Below are 17,447 nucleotides of genomic sequence, written 5' to 3' on the forward strand. Positions count from 1 at the left end.
AGCGGCGTTTGCCGCTCGTGGATCAGCTCTTCACAGTCTTGTCGGGAACACGTCCGTAAATATCGGTGAAACGCACGATATCGTCTTCGCCCAGGTACTCACCGCTCTGCACCTCGATCATCACCAGGTCGATGACGCCCGGATTGACCAGCCGGTGCGTGAACCCCGGTTTGATGAACGTCGACTCGTTGGTATCAAGCATGAATTCACGCTCGCCGTTGGTGACGGTGGCCATGCCGCTGACCACGATCCAGTGCTCGCTGCGGTGATGGTGCATCTGCAATGAGAGTGATGCCTGCGGGCGAACCACAATGCGCTTTATCTTGAAACGCTTGCCTTCTTCGAGCACCGTGTAGGTGCCCCACGGACGCGTGACGGTGCGGTGCAGACGGTAGGCATCATGGCCCTGGCTCTTGAGCTCCTGAGCGATGACCTTGACGTCCTGACTGCGGCGTCCGTCTGCGATCAGCAAGGCGTCGGGGGTGTCGATGATGATCAGGTTGTCGAGGCCGATAGCGCCCACCAGACGTTTGGGTGAGTCGATGTAGCAATTGCTGACGTCATGCAGCACGGCTTCGCCATTGCAGTAATTGCCTTGAGCGTCGACGGGAGACAGCTCACGCACGGCCTGCCAGGAACCGATGTCACTCCAGCCGAGTTGGCAGGGCACTACGGCGACCTTTTCGGATCGCTCCATCAGCGCGTAGTCGATGGAAATGTCCGGGGTCAGGGCAAACGATTCGCTGTCCAGCTCGACTTGCAGTTCACGATTGCCTTCCTTGCGCGGGCTCGATGCCAGGCAACTGCTGACCGCATTCAGCACGTCAGGCGCGTGAGTACGCAGCTCTTGAAGCACGGCATCGGCACGCATGCAGAACATCCCGGCATTCCAGAAATGCAGACCACCGTCCACATAGCCCTGGGCGGTGACTGCATCGGGTTTTTCGACAAAACGGGCGACCTGACAGGCATCGGCGTCAAGTGCCGGGCCTTTTTCGATATAGCCAAAACCGGTTTCCGCTGCGGTCGGCACGATGCCGAACGTCACCATCCAACCCCCAGTGGCCAGCTTCTGCGCGGCCGTCACTGCTCTGGAGAATTCCTCGACATTGGTAATCAGGTGATCAGCAGGCAAAACCAGCAACTGCGCGTCATCGCCATACAGCTGGCTGACATGCAGCGCAGCGGCAGCGACCGCCGCTGCGGTATTACGCCCGAAGGGCTCGAGGATGAAATCCAGACGCGCATTGCCTTTGTTCAACTGGCGATAGTCGTCCACCGTGCGGAAGTACACTTCCCGGTTGGTAACCGTCAGCAGGCGGTCGACTCCGGGCAGACCGACCGCCCGCAGGAAGGTCTTCTGCAGCAGGCTCTGGCCGTCGGGAAGGCGCATGAACGGCTTGGGCATGGCTTCTCGCGAGACCGGCCACAGACGGGTGCCGGAGCCACCGGCGATGATGCAGGGAATAAGCGTGCTCATCAGTAAGCCTCGCGAGTGAATAGCACTGCAGGCACAGTGCGCATAAGGATGTACAGGTCGAACCAGACAGACCAGTTTTCGATGTACTCGAGATCGAACTCGACGCGTTTTTCGATTTTTTCCACGGTGTCGGTTTCACCACGATAGCCGTTAATCTGCGCCAGCCCGGTGATCCCCGGTTTGACGCGATGCCGCGACGTGTATTCTTTCACCGCCTGCTCGAACAAAATCCCTGCAGCCTTGGTGGCCGTCGCATGTGGGCGTGGCCCGACCATTGACATGCTGCCTGCCGCTACGTTGAACAGCTGTGGCAGTTCATCCAGGCTGGTCTTGCGAATGAAGCGCCCGACCCGTGTGATTCTGGCATCGCCACGGGTGGTCTGGCGCTCGGCCGTTGCATCGGCCTGGTGCTGATGCATGGAGCGGAACTTGAATACTTCGATCAGGCGATTGTTGTAACCGTAGCGCTTCTGGCGGAAAAACACCGGGCCTGGGGAGTCGAGCTTGATCGCCAGCGCAACCAGCAGCATTACCGGTGACAACACCAGCAAAGCGAGCGACGACAGAACGATATCTTCGGCGCGCTTGATGAATGGAGACCAGCCACTGAGCGGCAGATCCGACGCATTGAACATCGGCAGCCGGGCCACTTCGGTAATGCGGTTGTGGGTATGCCGGAAGGCAATCATGTCCGGCACCAGCAACACGTTGACCGGTAGCCTGCGCAGTTCGCGAATGATGTAATCCATGCGGTTTTCCGCCGTCCAGGGCAGGGCGACCAGCACCTGGGTCACTTTCTCTTCGCGAATCAGCCGTTCCAGGTCGCTGGTATTGCCCAGCAGAGGCAGGTTGGCTACGGTCTTGGGCATGCGACCGATCCGGTCGTCGATAAAGCCGGTGACACCCGAACGGATGTCCTGATGCTCAAGCAGGTACTCGGCCAGGCGCAGGCCATTTTCCGTCGCGCCCAGAATCACAGCGTGTTGCAGGAATACACCCTTGCGCATCTGCCGCTTGAACAGCATCAACAGCAGCAGGCGAATGATGCCGAACAGCGCCAGGCTGGTCAGGTACCAGATCAGCGATTCTTCGGGAGAGAGATAGCCGAACAGCCCCATTGCCTGTTGCATGAACAGCAATAGCCCGAAGGCTGCGGTCCAGGCAACTGCCAGCGCGCCCATGCGCAGATCGTTGCTGAACAACGCTTCGGAATAGACGCCCATGCCCTGAAACACCAACACGCCGACAAAGCCGAAAAACAGCAGCATGGTCAGATAACCCTGCTGTGTTTCCGGGCCGTCATGCTTGATAAGCAGCATGATTGCAAGGCCGGGCAGAATGCAGGCAATGCCATGCGCCAGGCGAATACCGAAAAGAAAGTATTCGACCAGACTGGTGCGGGTGAGCGAAAGACTGTCGACCGGCTGCAACCTCATAGAACTCCCTTACTCCCTGTATGCGTCTGGATCCTGCTGATCCCAGGCGATTTGCAATGACGCGTTTGCAGCTTCAAATAGGCATCTGTTCACAGATAGTGTCCAAGCGTAGCCAGTTACGTGTCGAGGTCATGACGAATCCGGACTGTCTTTTGTGAATATCACTTTATATATGTCGTCCTGTTCCGAATTTTATTTAAGACTTTTCAACCATTTGTAGATGAAACTTCCCTCAAGTGAGGGGCCTGCTGTCAGTAAAGCTCATGAAACAAATAGCGTCAGTACAAAGGTGTGCCAACTCTGATGCAATCGTTGCTCCAGAGCTTCTGCTTCCGGGTTTTGCCCAGTATTGGCGGGGGTTGATCTGTTCTTGATGACGTGAAAAAAATTTCTGTGACGGGTGGGCCTTTTTGACATGTGCGGGGTCACAGTCATGCGTCGTGCGAAATGTATGCGGGCGCTGATTACAGAAAGAGCGTCGTTCGCAGGCTACAATTCGTAGGGTTCGTCAGAGGAGGTGTCATGACACAACGCAGGGCAATGCTCATTCTTCACGGTAAACAGGCGCTCAACGAAGACGTACGTGATGCCGTTGCAGACAAGCGCAAGCAGGGCTGGGAGCTGGACGTGAGGCTCACCTGGGAAGCTGGCGATGCCCAGCGCCTGGTTGGCGAAGCGCTGGCCGCCGGGCATCGGCATATCGTGGCGGGCGGTGGTGACGGTACCTTGCGAGATATCGCCGAGGCCCTGGCGCTGGCCGAAACACAAGCCAGCCTGACTATTTTGCCGCTGGGCACTGCCAACGATTTTGCCCGCGCAGCCGGGGTGCCTCTTGAGGTCTCCAAGGCTCTGCAACTGATGGACGTAGCACCGCGTGCCGTCGATCTGGGTGAAGTCGGCGGCAAACTGTTCCTCAACATGGCTACCGGCGGCTTTGGCAGTCAGGTAACGGCCAACACATCCGAAGACCTGAAAAAGGTATTGGGCGGCGCGGCCTATCTGTTTACCGGCCTGACAAGGTTCAGCGAATTGCATGCTGCCCACGGCGAACTCACCGGGCCGGATTTCCACTGGCGTGGAGACCTGCTGGCGCTGGGTATCGGCAATGGCCGGCAGGCAGGCGGTGGACACGAGCTGTGCCCGACCGCACTGGCCGATGACGGTCTGCTCGACATCAGTATCCTGCCCGCGCCTCAGGAAGTGGTCGGCACGCTGAGGAGTCTGCTGGAAGGCGGGCTGGGCATCGACAACATGTTCATTCGCGCGCGTTTGCCTTGGGTAGAACTCAAGTCGGCTCAGGGGCTGGACATCAACCTCGATGGTGAGCCGTTGTCTGGCGAGGACTTGCGCTTCGAAGCTCGGCCGGGCGCGCTTCAGGTGCATTTGCCGGCGGATTCTCCGGTGCTGAGCCGTGCACCGATGCTCAATCGTCCAGACTGATAATCCGCTCGCGAACGCAAAACAGTACCAGCCCGGCGACGTCGAATATCTGTAGCCGCTTCATGACCTGGGAGCGGTGGGTCTCGATGGTCTTGATGCTCAGTCCCAGGCCGACGGCAATCTCACGTGTGGACTTGCCGCGCACGATCAGACGCAGGATTTCCAGCTGGCGAGCGGTCAGGTGATACCGCTCCTTGGCCGCCTGGGCCCTGTCCGAGCGTGTTCCGCGCAGGGCGCGCTCGATAACGGTATGAGCGATGGCCGGGCTCAGGTAGCGTTCGTTGTTGCGCAGCGCTTCCAGTGCCTGTTCCAGTTCGGTCGCGGTGGTGTCCTTGAGCAGATAGCCGCGAGCCCCGATGTCGAGCGCACGCATGATCATGTCCGGATCGGTGTGCATTGACAGGATCAAGACCTTGCAATGTGGCTGTACTTTAAATAGTTGTTCAAGCGCCTCAAGGCCGTCGACGCTCTTCATCCAGATATCGAGCAGGATGATGTCGGGTTTGAGTCGCTGCGCCAGGCTCGACAACTGCGCGCCGTCCGCCGTTTCACCGATAATGGCGTAGCCCGGCATTTCTGCAACCAGCGCTCGCACACCGGCTCTGATCAGGGAGTGGTCGTCGACCAGTAACAGATTGCAGGTCATTGTGGCTTCTTGTGTAAATGGGACCGCCGAGGCGTGCTTTCAGTCCCTGGTCAACCTTTAAGACGATTTGAAAGCAGTGAAGACAATAGGACGGAAAACCCTGACGTGACAACATCACTTCAATGACATTGCGTGTGTGATGCTCGACAGTCGAGCGTTATCGTTGGGTTGCATCCTTCACCGCTGCCGATTGCGAGGAAGCGCTGGCCAGCTTTTCCAACAGCTCCAGCTGTTCGTTGTTGTCCATCGTCAACTCACCCGTTTGCGGATCGAGAAGCTCGACCTGCCAGGACATCAGCATCAGGCAGTTTTTGACGGTCAGCAGGGTTTCCTGTGAGAGTTCATTGGCCTGGTCGCCGCTTTTCAATAATTGACACAGCTGACGTGAAAACTCGGCAATACAAGGCACAGGCGCGGCTTCCGCCTCCTGGGCCAGCGTGCGCAGGGTGGTCAGAAGGCAGCCGGTGGCGTCCTCGTCGTTGGGGATCAACTCCAGGTGCGAAAGACATTCTTCCGACTTGTACAGAAGTGCCTGAGAGGTGCTCAGGAACTGGTCGTGCTTATGCTGCCAATCGTTGTTGCTCAGCATCCTTTGTCTCCACTGATCATGGATAGCGAACTTCCGCCCGCGGCGAATGGCTGACAGTTAATGTCGATTTCAAACAAAAGTATGTAGGGCATTTCTGAATGTTGCCAGCGCCGCTTGATTACAAGGTTTGAAAAGCGGACACGAACCTGACGCCATTCTTGTATTGAGAATGGCGTCACAATAGTGGCAATTAGATGTCGATCATATCAGGTTATCCCCGATTGACTTTTTGTGCTTCTTTGATTTTTACCTTGAGCGACTGGGTATGTTCAGACTTTTCCAGAACGCGCTCATCGTCGTATTTGTCTGGCAGGAAAGCGACACCAGTAAATCATGATGGTAAAGTGACATCAATACTGAGAATGGCCTTTCATCGCCATTAAGGTCCGGCTGGTTTCAGCCGATACAGGCTCAACAGACTCATCGTGACCATTGCTTCAGGAGCTAATAATGGCAGGCATTCTCGACACAGTAGATCAGCGCACACAACTGGTGGGCGAGAATCGCCTGGAAATCCTCATGTTTCGCCTTGCCGGTCGGCAATTGTTTGCGATCAACGTGTTCAAGGTCCAGGAAGTATTGCAGCTACCCAAGCTGACCCTTATGCCGCAACGTCACTCGTTCGTCTGTGGCGTTGTCAACCTGCGTGGCCAGACCCTGGCGGTGATCGACCTTTCCCAGGCCATTGGTATGGGGCCGCTGGTGCCGGGGCCTGGCAGCACGATCATCGTCACCGAGTACAATCGCTCGGTTCAGGCCTTCCTGGTAGGTGGTGTGGATCGCATCGTCAACATGAACTGGGACGCGATCATGCCGCCGCCGGCCAGCGCCGGTCGTCAGCATTACCTGACGGCGATCAGCAAGGTCGATGACCAACTGGTAGAAATCATCGACGTCGAAAAAGTACTTGCCGAGATCGTGCCGTACAACGCCAAGGTGTCCCGCGAGAAGCTCGAAGACCCGGTACTGGAAAATGCCCGTGGTCGTGAGGTGTTGCTGGTCGATGACTCCAAGGTGGCACTGGCGCAGTTGCGCGACACGCTGTCTCAATTGGGCCTCAAGCTGCACGTGGCCAGTGATGGTCTCAAGGCGTTGAACATGCTCAAGGGTTGGGCGGACGCGGGCGAGAACGTCCATGAAAAGCTGCTGATGGTATTCACCGATGCCGAAATGCCGGAAATGGACGGTTATCGCCTGACCACCGAGTTTCGCAACGATCCGCGTTTGCGCAGTCTGTACATCGTTCTGCACACCTCGTTGTCCGGCAGCTTCAACGAATCGATGGTCAAGAAGGTCGGTTGCGACAACTTCCTCTCCAAATTCCAGCCCGACAAGCTGGTCGAAGTAGTGCGCGAACGTCTTTTGATGATTGGCTGATACCTCGCGCGATTGTTGATCGCGGATGCCTGCCGCTCCGGCTTCGGATAAGCTTCGATGTCTTCGTCAAAGCTTATCCCGCCATCAAAGGAACCGGCTCTCATGTTGCGTCTCAGCTCTCTCTATCGTTTCCCTCTCAAATCCTGCAAGGCGGAGACGCTGCAACGCGCGTCGTTCGACCAGTTGGGGTTGGCGGGGGACCGACGCTGGATGCTGGTCGACGAAAGCAACGGTCGGTTCTTCACTCAGCGCGCCCTGTCGCACATGTCCCAACTGACGGTGTTGTGGAATGCCCGCGGCGGTGTAACCCTTTCGGCACCCGGTTTCGAGCCTCTGGACGTCGCGGTTCCGCTGGACATCGAGTCAAACCTGCGCGGTGTGACAGTCTGGCGTGATTCGTTGCAGGTGCCGGACGCTGGCGATGTGGCAGCCGAATGGGTCAGCCGGTTTATTGGCAAGCCCACCCGCATGGTTTATCTGCCGGCAGAGCGTGCGCGCTGGCTGCCCGGGGGCTATCAGACGATTAACGATCGGGTGAGTTTTGCCGATGGCTTCCCGTTGCTGCTGATTGGTCAGGGCTCGCTCGATGACCTGTCGACCCGCCTGGGCAGGCCATTGGAAATGCTGCTTCAGACCCAATCTGGTGGTTGAAGGGGCCGAGGCCTTTGCCGAGGATGGCTGGAAGCGCATCCGTATCGGCGACATCGAATTCCAGCTGCTCAAGCCTTGCGCGCGCTGCATTCTCACCACTATCGACCCCGCTACCGGCGAGCGCAGCCCGGATCGCGAACCCTTCGCCACGCTCAAGACCTATCGGGAAGTGGAGGGTAACGTGCTGTTTGGCCAGAACGTGGTCAACGAGGGGCTGGGCGAGCTTGAAGTGGGTATGCCGGTCGAAGTTCTGGAATAGGCGTTGCGTGGCGGCAGGAGTGCTCTGAGAAGCACTCCTGCCGACCGGTCACTGATCGTCGAAAAACCGCTCGTGCCAGTCAACCAGCGGCTGAGGCGAGTTGAGTTTCTGGCCGTAGATCACCGAATAGGACAACACGTTCTGTACGTACTGGCGGGTTTCATCGAACGGTATGCTCTCTACCCAGACATCGAAGGCCAGGTGATTGGCACCTTTCAGCCATTGGCGTACGCGGCCTGGCCCGGCGTTGTAGGCGGCTGAAGCAAGCACGCGGTTGCCGTTGAACTGGGCATGCACCGAACTCAGATAGGCAGCGCCCAACTGAATGTTGGTGTCCGGGTCCAACACCTGCTGCGGCGAGGCCAGCGGAATGCTGAACTTGCGGGCAGTTTCCTTGGCGGTGGCGGGCATCAACTGCATCAGGCCGCTGGCGCCGACGCCCGAGCGAGCGTCATCCATGAAGGCGCTCTCCTGGCGGGTAATGGCGAATACCCAGCTTGAGTGCAAGCCACGCACCTTGGCTTCGCGTACCAACGTGTCGCGATGGGCCATCGGGAAGCGGATGTCCAGATCATCCCAGTATTGCGCCTGGCTGATCGTGCGAATGGCCGGGAAATACCATTTCAGGTCGTAGGCCAGTTTGGCCTGGGCAACCATTTCGTCACGGTTGAACTGGCGGCTGACGTGATACCACTCGCGTCGTCCATCGACGATTTCGCCGCGATCATGAAACTCCAGCGCACGACGCACTCCAGGGGTATTGCGTACCTTGTTGATCAGCGCCTGGCTGAGCACCAGGGGCTTGTTGTTGAGCTGATAGGGGCTTTGTGTGCGATCGGCCGCCAGAAAACCGTAGAAGTCGCGTTCTTTGGCCACGTCCTTGTACAGAGCGGCAATCAGCGGGCTGTTGGGCTGCGCCAGTTCCAGAGAGCGGGCTTCCCAGTAACGCCAGCGATTGGTTGCAGCAAGGTCCTTGGGCAGTCGACGTGCCAGTTCGTAGGCATCTTCCCAGCGACCCAGCCGCAGCAGCAGACGCATACGCCACTCGGTAACCGTATTGTCGCGCAGCTCCGGGTCGTACCGGGTCATGACCTCCAGGGCGCGGTCGTCGTAGCGACGTGCCAGGGTCAGGCCGATTTCCTTGGCAATTTCCACCTGCTCTTCACGGGAGAAGTGCATGGTTGCCGCGTAGCCATCGAGCATCGACAGGGCTTTCTGCGGATCCTCCTTGGCCAGTCTGCGCAGGCCAAGGCCGACCACATCGGACATGGCTTCATCCACCGGCGCGAACTGCGCGGGGTTGTTGACCATTTCCGGCTTCTGGGCGACGGTCAGCAGCAGGCGTCCTTGCGGGGCCAGCGAGTTGAGACTGTTGACCAGTGTGTTGGCCAGGCTGTAATTGCGTGCCTGAGCGGCCAGTTTGGCCCGTTGCCAGCGTTTCTGCTCTGTCAACTGGCCTGCGGCTGCCCATTGCGCGAAAAAGCCGTCACAGGCGGCTGGCAGTGTCTTGCCGGTCATCCACAGTTTTTCTGCGCTGGCATAGCCTTCGGCACGCTTGTTGTTGCTCAACTGGTATTGGCCGTACAGGCAATCCAGTTCGACGAAATTCATTTTCGGGTCGTAGTACTTGACGAACGGTTGCCAGTCACCGCGTTCCGCCAGCCAGCGCAACCAGCGCAACTTCATCCAGTTGGCCTGTGGCAGGTCTCCATGCTCGGCAAGAAACTTCTCGATTTCCGCGTTGCTGGCAGTCTTCAGGCGCGCCGTCAGCTCGTCGTATTCGAGGTAGGGCTCCAGCGGATAATCGGCCAGCGCCGTGCTGTACATCTGATACGGGCCTGAATCGCCCTTGGCCAGCGCACGCTTGGCTTCGTCGTAATACTTGCGTTGTTGGTTGAGGTCTACCGCATGAGCAGTCTGGATGGCGGTGGTGGAGAGGAGCAGGCACGATAAAAAGCTGAACAAACGACTGCGCATGAGACTTCCGAGCAGATGAGTCGTGAAAAGTATTGCTAGCTTAGCCTTTTGCCAGCTCATGGTGAAAGCATTGCCGACGAGCTTGTCTCATATGGAAATAATTGTCGGTTATGAAGGGTATGTGGAAGTTGTCACGGGTGCCACGATTCCCGACATCCGCCGGTTATCTCAGGTAGAATGCGCGCCCGGTTTTTGGAGAAGCTCATGACCCTGCTCAAATTCAGCGATGTGTCCCTTGCTTTCGGCGCCATGCCGTTATTGGACAAGGTGTCCTGGCAGATCGCCCGTGGTGAGCGGGTGTGCATCATCGGCCGTAACGGCACAGGCAAATCCAGCATGTTGAAGCTGGTAAAAGGCGTTCAGAAGCCTGATGACGGGGCTGTCTGGCGTGCGCCCGGCCTCAAGATCGGCGAATTGCCCCAGGAATTGCCGGTAGCCGACGGACGGACTGTCTTCGACGTGGTGGCCGAAGGTCTGGATGGCGTCGGTGCGTTGCTGGCCGAATACCACCATCTGGCGCAGAACTGCGTCACCGAGGAAGACCTGAACAAGCTGATGCATGTTCAGCAGGACCTCGAAGCCCGTGATGGCTGGTGCCTGCAGCAACTGGTCGAGAGCACTCTCAGCCGCTTGCAGTTGCCTGCCGACAAGACCCTGGCCGAGTTGTCAGGTGGCTGGCGTCGCCGTGTTCTGCTGGCTCAGGCGCTGGTTTCCGAGCCGGATCTGCTGCTGCTCGACGAGCCGACCAACCACCTGGATATTGGCGCTATCGCCTGGCTTGAAGAAGCCCTCAAGGATTTCCAGGGTGCGGTGCTGTTCATCACGCACGACCGGGCATTCCTGCAAAACCTTGCGACCCGTATTCTTGAGCTGGACCGCGGTGGCCTGATCGACTGGGACGGCGATTACGCCAGTTTTCTGGTCCACAAGGAAGCCGCACTGGCAGCCGAAGAGACTGCCAACGCACTGTTCGACAAGCGTCTGGCTCAGGAAGAGGTCTGGATCCGGCAGGGCATCAAGGCTCGACGTACCCGTAACGAGGGCCGCGTGCGTGCCCTGAAGGAGCTGCGTGTAGAGCGTAGCGAGCGCCGTGAACGTACCGGCAAGGCCAATATCCAGCTCGATACTGCCGAGAAATCCGGTAAGCAGGTCATGGTTCTCGACAACGTCAGCTTTGCCCATCCGGGTGGCCCGATGTTGATCAAGGATTTCTCCATGGTCCTGCAGCGCGAAGACCGTATCGGTCTGCTCGGCGCGAACGGCACCGGCAAGACCACATTGCTCAAGCTGATGTTCGACAACCTGCAGCCGACCGGTGGCAAGGTTGAAGTCGGTACGCGTCTGGATGTGGCCTATTTCGACCAGTTGCGTCACCAGCTCGATCTGGAAAAGACCGTGATCGACAACGTTGCCGAGGGGCGTGATTTCATCGACATCGATGGCCAGAGCCGTCATGTTCTGAGTTACCTGGGTGACTTCCTGTTCAGCCCGCAACGTGCCCGCACGCCAGTCAAGGCGCTGTCCGGTGGCGAGCGTGCCCGTCTGTTGCTGGCCAAGCTGTTCAGCAAGCCTGCCAACCTGCTGGTGCTCGACGAACCGACCAACGACCTGGACGTCGAAACTCTGGAGCTGCTCGAAGAGGTCTTGCTGACCTTCAAGGGCACCGTGCTGATGGTCAGTCACGACCGGGCATTCCTGGACAACGTCGTCACCAGCACGCTGGTGTTCGAAGGTGAAGGCAAGGTTCGCGAATACGTCGGTGGTTATCAGGACTGGCTGCGTCAGGGCGGTTCGCCGCGTCTTCTGGGTGTTGCCGACACCAAGTCGGGCAAGGCCGAACTGGCCAGCGCTGTGGTGCAGGCCGCACCGGTTGCCGCGCAGGACATGCCGGTCGCCAAGAAGAAGCTTAGCTACAAACTTCAGCGCGAGCTGGAGGCGCTGCCTGCACAGATCGATGAGGTTGAAGGCAAGATGGCCGTCCTGACTGCAGAAATGGCCGAGCCGGGCTTTTACCAGCGTTCTGCGGAACAGACTGCTGCCGTGCTGGCGCAGCTGGAAAACCTGCAGGCCGAGCTGGACAAGCTGCTGGAGCGCTGGGCCGAACTGGACGAGTGATCGCTGACGCGTTCGTGTGATGCAAAAAAGCCCGGGTAACCGGGCTTTTCGCTGTAGCAGGTCAGATTACTCGGGCTTTTTAAGGCTCACTGCCAGCACATCGCACGGAGCACCGTGCAGGACGTCGTTGGCGGTGGAGCCAAGCAACAAGGCCAGGCCATGGCGGCCATGGCTGCCGACAACGATCAGGTCGCAAGCTTCGCTCTTGGCCAGCTTGTGGATTTCCTGTCGTGGCTGACCAAACACCATATGGCTTTCACTGTTTTCCAGCTGCGGGTACTTGAGTTTGAGCTTTCCGAGCTTTTCCCTGGCCTGATCGATCTGTTGTTGTTGCAGTTGCGAAAGGTCCATCGGGACATCACCGCCAAATGCCATGGCGATTGGCTCGACGATGTGCACCACTGACAGTTTTGCTTCGCTGGCCTTGGCCAGCAAGCTGGCGCGACGGATGACCGGGTCACACTCATCGGTGAGGTCAATGGCAACCAGAATGTGTTCGTACGGCATGAGGGTGTCCTCCGGGAACATTGCGATGGTGGGAGTATGGCTCTTTCGTTCGCATCTGGGCAGACCCTTGTGCAAGCCATTGTTTTCAAAAATGTTGTGAGAAGTCCGAAATCGGCTTGGGGGCAAGAAATATGACGGTCTGGATAGTCCTGTCAATCATTGGTGTGATGCTGAGCCCGCTTGTGTGGTTGCGCCCGTCGCGTCATCAGAGCGGCAGGATGGCATTGCGCATGGAGGCGCGCCGTCTGGGAATGGGTATGCAGCTTGCCCCGCAAGAGTGGCCGCACTGGCTGACGAAAGAACCGCCAAGCCCTTGCGCGCAGTACCATCGCCCGCGACTGGGCTCGCATGCAGATGCCTGGGTTTACTGGCAGAGCGAACCGGGCGTCTGGCGCAACCGCTGGCGTGAGGTCTGCGAAGATCCAAAGCTGCTGCCTCATCTGCAGACGTTGCCCGCAGATGCCTACAAGGTCGAAGCTGACGGGCAGATGGTTGCCGTGTACTGGGCGGAGCGGGGCGAGGCAGAAGTGTTGCAGCGTATTGATAAGCTGCTCAGGGAATTGGCCTGAGCCTGATTCAAAGGCATTAAATCGCAGGCATTAAAAAGCCCGATAAAAACATCGGGCCGGGGTTGGCCAGGCAGGCCGATAATTCGTCGCGTGCCGACAGGCTTTCGCTGCCGTGTCGGCCTTCGCTGTTGCGCACCCGCAAATCAGCTGCATTGCGAGCCTCTTGTGGCGCAGTGTTGCGACTCTAGCCCTTTTGCTCCATTTTGTCGCGATTCCTGCAAATATTTTTTGTATGTGCCCTCAGGCGGTGCGTCCGCGCCTGATTTTCCTGGCCTACAGCTGTCTCGTGTCACGCTCTCTAGATCAGGCTACAGCACCTGAGTTCGGCTACTATCACGCTGGCGAATGATGGCGGATCGCACACAGGCGTGGGCATTATGGAGTGCCTGCATATTCCCGCGAAAACGAATATTTTCGAGTGTTTAGTCGAATTGACAATCTCTCGGTTATGCCTGATGGTGTGCGTACCCAAATCAAACGGGCGTATGAAATGATCGTTTGGTCGTCAGAAGGCTCTGACAGAATCCTGGCTACCACGTCGCGGCGGGTAAACGTGTGATTTGGCGAGTTCATCGGCGGCGACGTCGTAGCCCCTNNCCCCGTCGGACATTAATGTCCGGCGGGTATTGTTCAGCTTCCATATTGTGGAGATCAGTTGATGATTTACGAAGGTAAAGCCATCACGGTTAAGGCTCTTGAAAGTGGCATCGTCGAATTGAATTTCGATCTCAAGGGTGAGTCCGTCAACAAGTTCAACCGCCTCACCCTCAATGAATTGCGTCAGGCAGTCTATGCAATCAAGGCCGATGCCTCGGTCAAGGGCGTGATCGTCAGCAGTGGCAAGGACGTGTTCATCGTCGGTGCCGACATCACCGAGTTCGTCGACAACTTCAAGTTGCCGGAAGCCGAACTGGTTGCGGGCAATCTGCAAGCCAACAGGATTTTCAGCGATTTCGAAGATCTGGGCGTGCCCACCGTTGTCGCTATCAACGGCATTGCGCTGGGCGGCGGTCTGGAAATGTGCCTGGCCGCAGACTATCGGGTCATCTCCAGCAGTGCTCGCATCGGTCTGCCCGAAGTCAAGCTGGGCCTATACCCTGGTTTCGGCGGTACTGTGCGTTTGCCGCGCATCATAGGTGCTGACAACGCAATCGAATGGATCGCGTCAGGCAAGGAAAGCTCCGCAGAGGATGCTCTGAAGGTTGGTGCCGTTGATGCGGTAGTTGCACCCGAGAAGCTTCAGGCCGCGGCCCTTGACCTGATTCAGCGCGCCATTTCCGGCGAGCTCGACTACAAGGCCAAGCGCCAGCCCAAGCTGGACAAGCTCAAGCTCAATGCCATCGAGCAAATGATGGCATTCGAAACCGCCAAAGGTTTTGTCGCAGGTCAGGCCGGACCGAACTATCCGGCACCGGTCGAGGCCATCAAGACCATCCAGAAAGCCGCCAATTTCGGTCGTGACAAGGCGCTGGAAATCGAAGCCGCCGGTTTCGTGAAAATGGCCAAGACATCTGCTGCGCAGAGCCTTATCGGCCTGTTTCTGAACGATCAGGAACTGAAAAAGAAAGCCAAGGGCTACGACGCAGTCGCCAAGGAAGTGAAACAGGCCGCCGTACTGGGCGCCGGGATCATGGGCGGCGGCATTGCCTATCAGTCGGCAGTCAAGGGCACGCCGATCCTGATGAAGGACATCCGCGAAGAAGCCATTCAGCTGGGTCTGAACGAAGCCTCCAAACTGCTTGGCGGCCGTCTGGAAAAAGGCCGTCTGACTGCGGCGAAGATGGCCGAAGCGCTTAACGCGATTCGTCCTACGCTTTCCTACGGCGATTTCGGCAACGTCGACCTGGTGGTCGAAGCGGTTGTCGAAAACCCGAAGGTCAAGCAGGCGGTACTGGCGGAAGTCGAAGCCAACGTGGGTGAGCACACCATTCTGGCGTCCAACACTTCGACCATCTCGATCAGCTTGCTGGCCAAGGCCCTCAAGCGTCCGGAAAACTTCGTCGGCATGCACTTCTTCAACCCGGTGCACATGATGCCGCTGGTGGAAGTGATCCGTGGCGAGAAGTCCAGCGAAGAAGCGGTCGCCACGACCGTTGCCTACGCCAGGAAAATGGGCAAGAACCCGATTGTGGTCAACGACTGCCCGGGCTTTCTGGTCAACCGCGTACTGTTTCCGTACTTCGGCGGTTTTGCCAGGCTGGTCAGCGCAGGCGTGGATTTCGTGCGCATCGACAAGGTCATGGAGAAATTCGGCTGGCCGATGGGGCCTGCCTACCTGATGGACGTTGTCGGTATCGACACCGGCCACCATGGCCGTGATGTCATGGCCGAAGGTTTCCCTGACCGGATGAAGGATGATCGCCGCTCTGTGGTTGACGCGCTGTATGAAGCCAAACGTCTGGGACAGAAGAACGGCAAGGGCTTCTACGCCTACGAGACCGACAAGAAGGGCAAGCCCAAGAAGGTCAATGACCCGGCTGTGCTGGATGTGCTCAAGCCGATCGTCTACGAACAGCGTGAAGTGAGCGATGAAGACATCATCAACTGGATGATGATCCCGTTGTGCCTGGAAACGGTTCGCTGCCTGGAAGACGGCATCGTCGAAACCGCTGCCGAAGCCGACATGGGCCTGATCTACGGTATTGGTTTCCCTCCATTCCGTGGCGGTGCGCTGCGCTACATCGACTCCATCGGTGTTGCCGAATTCGTTGCCCTGGCTGACCAATACGCCGAGCTGGGTGCCCTGTATCAACCGACCGCGAAGCTGCGTGAAATGGCCAGTAAAGGCCAGAGCTTCTTCGGTCAAGCGTCTTCCGAGGAATGAACGAATGAGCCTTAATCCAAGAGACGTCGTGATTGTCGACTTCGGTCGTACCCCGATGGGTCGCTCCAAGGGCGGCATGCACCGCAACACCCGCGCTGAAGACATGTCCGCGCATTTGATCAGCAAATTGCTCGAGCGCAACAACAAGGTTGATCCGGCTGAAGTCGAGGACGTGATCTGGGGCTGTGTCAACCAGACCCTGGAGCAGGGCTGGAACATCGCGCGCATGGCGTCATTGCTGACCCAGATCCCGCACACTTCGGCTGCGCAGACAGTAAGCCGTCTGTGTGGTTCGTCCATGAGCGCGCTGCACACCGCTGCGCAGGCGATCATGACCAACAACGGTGACGTGTTCGTCATCGGTGGTGTGGAGCACATGGGCCACGTCAGCATGATGCATGGCGTGGACCCGAACCCGCACATGTCCCTGCACGCTGCCAAAGCCTCCGGAATGATGGGCCTGACCGCTGAAATGCTCGGCAAAATGCATGGCATCACCCGCGAGCAGCAGGATGCCTTCGGCCTGCGTTCCCACCAGTTGGCCCACAAGGCGACGCTGGAAGGCAAGTTCAAGGATGAGATCATCCCGATGCAGGGGTATGACGAGAACGGCTTCCTCAAGGTCTTTGACTACGATGAGACCATTCGTCCGGACACCACCCTGGAAAGTCTCGCCGCGCTCAAGCCGGCGTTCAATCCAAAAGGTGGCACCGTGACTGCCGGTACGTCCTCGCAGATCACTGACGGTGCGTCGTGCATGATTGTCATGTCGGCGCAGCGCGCCCAGGACCTCGGTATCCAGCCTCTGGCGGTGATTCGCTCGATGGCCGTGGCCGGTGTCGACCCAGCGATCATGGGCTATGGTCCGGTTCCGGCAACTCAGAAAGCGCTCAAGCGTGCAGGCCTGACGATCGCCGATATCGACTTCATCGAGCTCAACGAAGCCTTCGCTGCACAGGCCTTGCCGGTGTTGAAAGATTTGAAAGTGCTCGACAAGATGAACGAGAAGGTTAACCTGCACGGCGGCGCCATCGCTCTGGGTCATCCGTTTGGGTGTTCCGGCGCGCGCATCTCCGGCACCTTGCTCAATGTCATGAAGCAAAATGGCGGCACCTTCGGTGTGTCTACCATGTGTATTGGTCTGGGGCAGGGCATCGCGACCGTTTTCGAACGCGTCTGATTCCTGTGTGTGATGCGAGCCGGGGCTTGGTGCCCCGGCTTTTGTTTTTTGAAAAAAAGGTTTCTTCAGCCAAATTTTTTGAACGTGTTACAAGAGGACCGCAGCATGCAACTGCAACCAGGGCTCTATCGCCATTACAAAGGCCCGCAGTACCGGGTTTTCAGTGTTGCCAGGCATTCCGAAACCGAAGAGGAAGTCGTGTTCTATCAGGCTCTGTACGGCGATTTCGGGATGTGGGTGCGTCCCTTGAGCATGTTTCTGGAGTCGGTCGAGGTTGACGGCGAGCACGTCCCGCGCTTTGCTCTGGTTGAGGCTGAACCCAGCCTGTTTTCACCAATGTGAGAAGGAATTGCACAACAGGCTGTGCTTGACCTCACCTTGTAGCCACTATATATAG

13 protein-coding genes and 1 pseudogene are annotated in these 17,447 nt (G+C 58.0%); 8 read left to right on the forward strand and 6 right to left on the reverse strand.

Features of this window, described 5'->3' with window-relative positions:
• Positions 1 to 22 precede the first annotated feature (22 nt).
• Both ALO64_RS18355 and ALO64_RS18360 read right to left on the reverse strand, forming a co-directional pair.
• Positions 23 to 1,480 (reverse strand): mannose-1-phosphate guanylyltransferase/mannose-6-phosphate isomerase, encoded by a 1,458-nt coding sequence (locus ALO64_RS18355; protein ID WP_044320780.1) that lies wholly within the window; start codon positions 1,478 to 1,480, stop codon positions 23 to 25.
• On the reverse strand, positions 1,480 to 2,916 hold the full coding sequence (locus ALO64_RS18360) for an undecaprenyl-phosphate glucose phosphotransferase (RefSeq protein WP_044343388.1): 1,437 nt from the start codon (positions 2,914 to 2,916) through the stop codon (positions 1,480 to 1,482). Before ALO64_RS18360 ends, ALO64_RS18355 begins: the two co-directional genes overlap by 1 nt.
• A 522-nt stretch (positions 2,917 to 3,438) precedes the next feature.
• Here ALO64_RS18360 and yegS point away from each other — a divergent pair.
• Positions 3,439 to 4,356, forward strand: a complete 918-nt coding sequence (yegS, locus tag ALO64_RS18365) for a lipid kinase YegS (protein ID WP_002554118.1) — start codon at positions 3,439 to 3,441, stop codon at positions 4,354 to 4,356.
• Here yegS and ALO64_RS18370 read toward each other — a convergent pair.
• Both ALO64_RS18370 and ALO64_RS18375 read right to left on the reverse strand, forming a co-directional pair.
• The gene (locus ALO64_RS18370; protein WP_044320779.1) at positions 4,340 to 5,002 is read right to left on the reverse strand and encodes a response regulator; all 663 of its coding nucleotides are present in this window, start codon (positions 5,000 to 5,002) and stop codon (positions 4,340 to 4,342) included. The genes yegS and ALO64_RS18370 overlap by 17 nt on opposite strands.
• 157 nt (positions 5,003 to 5,159) lie before the next feature.
• The gene (locus tag ALO64_RS18375; protein WP_002554116.1) at positions 5,160 to 5,591 is read right to left on the reverse strand and encodes a hypothetical protein; all 432 of its coding nucleotides are present in this window, start codon (positions 5,589 to 5,591) and stop codon (positions 5,160 to 5,162) included.
• Positions 5,592 to 6,041: 450 nt separating this feature from the next.
• Between ALO64_RS18375 and ALO64_RS18380 the strand changes: the two genes are divergently transcribed.
• Both ALO64_RS18380 and ALO64_RS18385 read left to right on the forward strand, forming a co-directional pair.
• Entirely contained in the window at positions 6,042 to 6,968 is a 927-nt protein-coding gene (locus ALO64_RS18380; protein WP_044343387.1) for a chemotaxis protein CheV, read from the forward strand.
• A 102-nt stretch (positions 6,969 to 7,070) separates the two neighbouring features.
• Positions 7,071 to 7,878 (forward strand): annotated as a pseudogene (locus tag ALO64_RS18385) (MOSC domain-containing protein).
• A 48-nt stretch (positions 7,879 to 7,926) separates the two neighbouring features.
• Here ALO64_RS18385 and ALO64_RS18390 read toward each other — a convergent pair.
• Complete coding sequence (locus ALO64_RS18390; RefSeq protein ID WP_044343386.1) at positions 7,927 to 9,855, reverse strand: transglycosylase SLT domain-containing protein; 1,929 nt, start codon at positions 9,853 to 9,855, stop codon at positions 7,927 to 7,929.
• 204 nt (positions 9,856 to 10,059) lie between these two features.
• Between ALO64_RS18390 and ALO64_RS18395 the strand changes: the two genes are divergently transcribed.
• A complete protein-coding gene (locus tag ALO64_RS18395; RefSeq protein ID WP_044343385.1) occupies positions 10,060 to 11,970 on the forward strand; it encodes an ATP-binding cassette domain-containing protein in 1,911 nt (636 codons plus the stop codon).
• 66 nt (positions 11,971 to 12,036) lie between these two features.
• Here the strand turns inward: ALO64_RS18395 and ALO64_RS18400 are convergent, their stop codons facing one another.
• Complete coding sequence (locus tag ALO64_RS18400) at positions 12,037 to 12,477, reverse strand: universal stress protein (RefSeq protein WP_002554110.1); 441 nt, start codon at positions 12,475 to 12,477, stop codon at positions 12,037 to 12,039.
• A gap of 131 nt (positions 12,478 to 12,608) precedes the next feature.
• On the opposite strand from ALO64_RS18400, the gene ALO64_RS18405 reads away from it, so the two are divergent.
• The 4 genes from ALO64_RS18405 to ALO64_RS18420 all read left to right on the forward strand — a co-directional run bounded on the left by ALO64_RS18405 (position 12,609) and on the right by ALO64_RS18420 (position 17,392).
• On the forward strand, positions 12,609 to 13,046 hold the full coding sequence (locus ALO64_RS18405; RefSeq protein ID WP_002554109.1) for a hypothetical protein: 438 nt from the start codon (positions 12,609 to 12,611) through the stop codon (positions 13,044 to 13,046).
• A 658-nt stretch (positions 13,047 to 13,704) separates the two neighbouring features.
• Positions 13,705 to 15,870, forward strand: a complete 2,166-nt coding sequence (gene fadB, locus ALO64_RS18410) for a fatty acid oxidation complex subunit alpha FadB (protein ID WP_044343384.1) — start codon at positions 13,705 to 13,707, stop codon at positions 15,868 to 15,870.
• Positions 15,871 to 15,874: 4 nt separating this feature from the next.
• Positions 15,875 to 17,050 (forward strand): acetyl-CoA C-acyltransferase FadA, encoded by a 1,176-nt coding sequence (fadA, locus tag ALO64_RS18415; RefSeq protein ID WP_004656895.1) that lies wholly within the window; start codon positions 15,875 to 15,877, stop codon positions 17,048 to 17,050.
• A 105-nt stretch (positions 17,051 to 17,155) separates the two neighbouring features.
• Positions 17,156 to 17,392: a DUF1653 domain-containing protein gene (locus tag ALO64_RS18420; RefSeq protein ID WP_005732650.1), complete on the forward strand. Its 237-nt coding sequence runs from the start codon at positions 17,156 to 17,158 to the stop codon at positions 17,390 to 17,392.
• Positions 17,393 to 17,447: the final 55 nt, after the last annotated feature.

Origin of the sequence: Pseudomonas meliae (assembly GCF_001400515.1) — a bacterium.
GTDB classification, from domain to species: domain Bacteria; phylum Pseudomonadota; class Gammaproteobacteria; order Pseudomonadales; family Pseudomonadaceae; genus Aquipseudomonas; species Aquipseudomonas amygdali.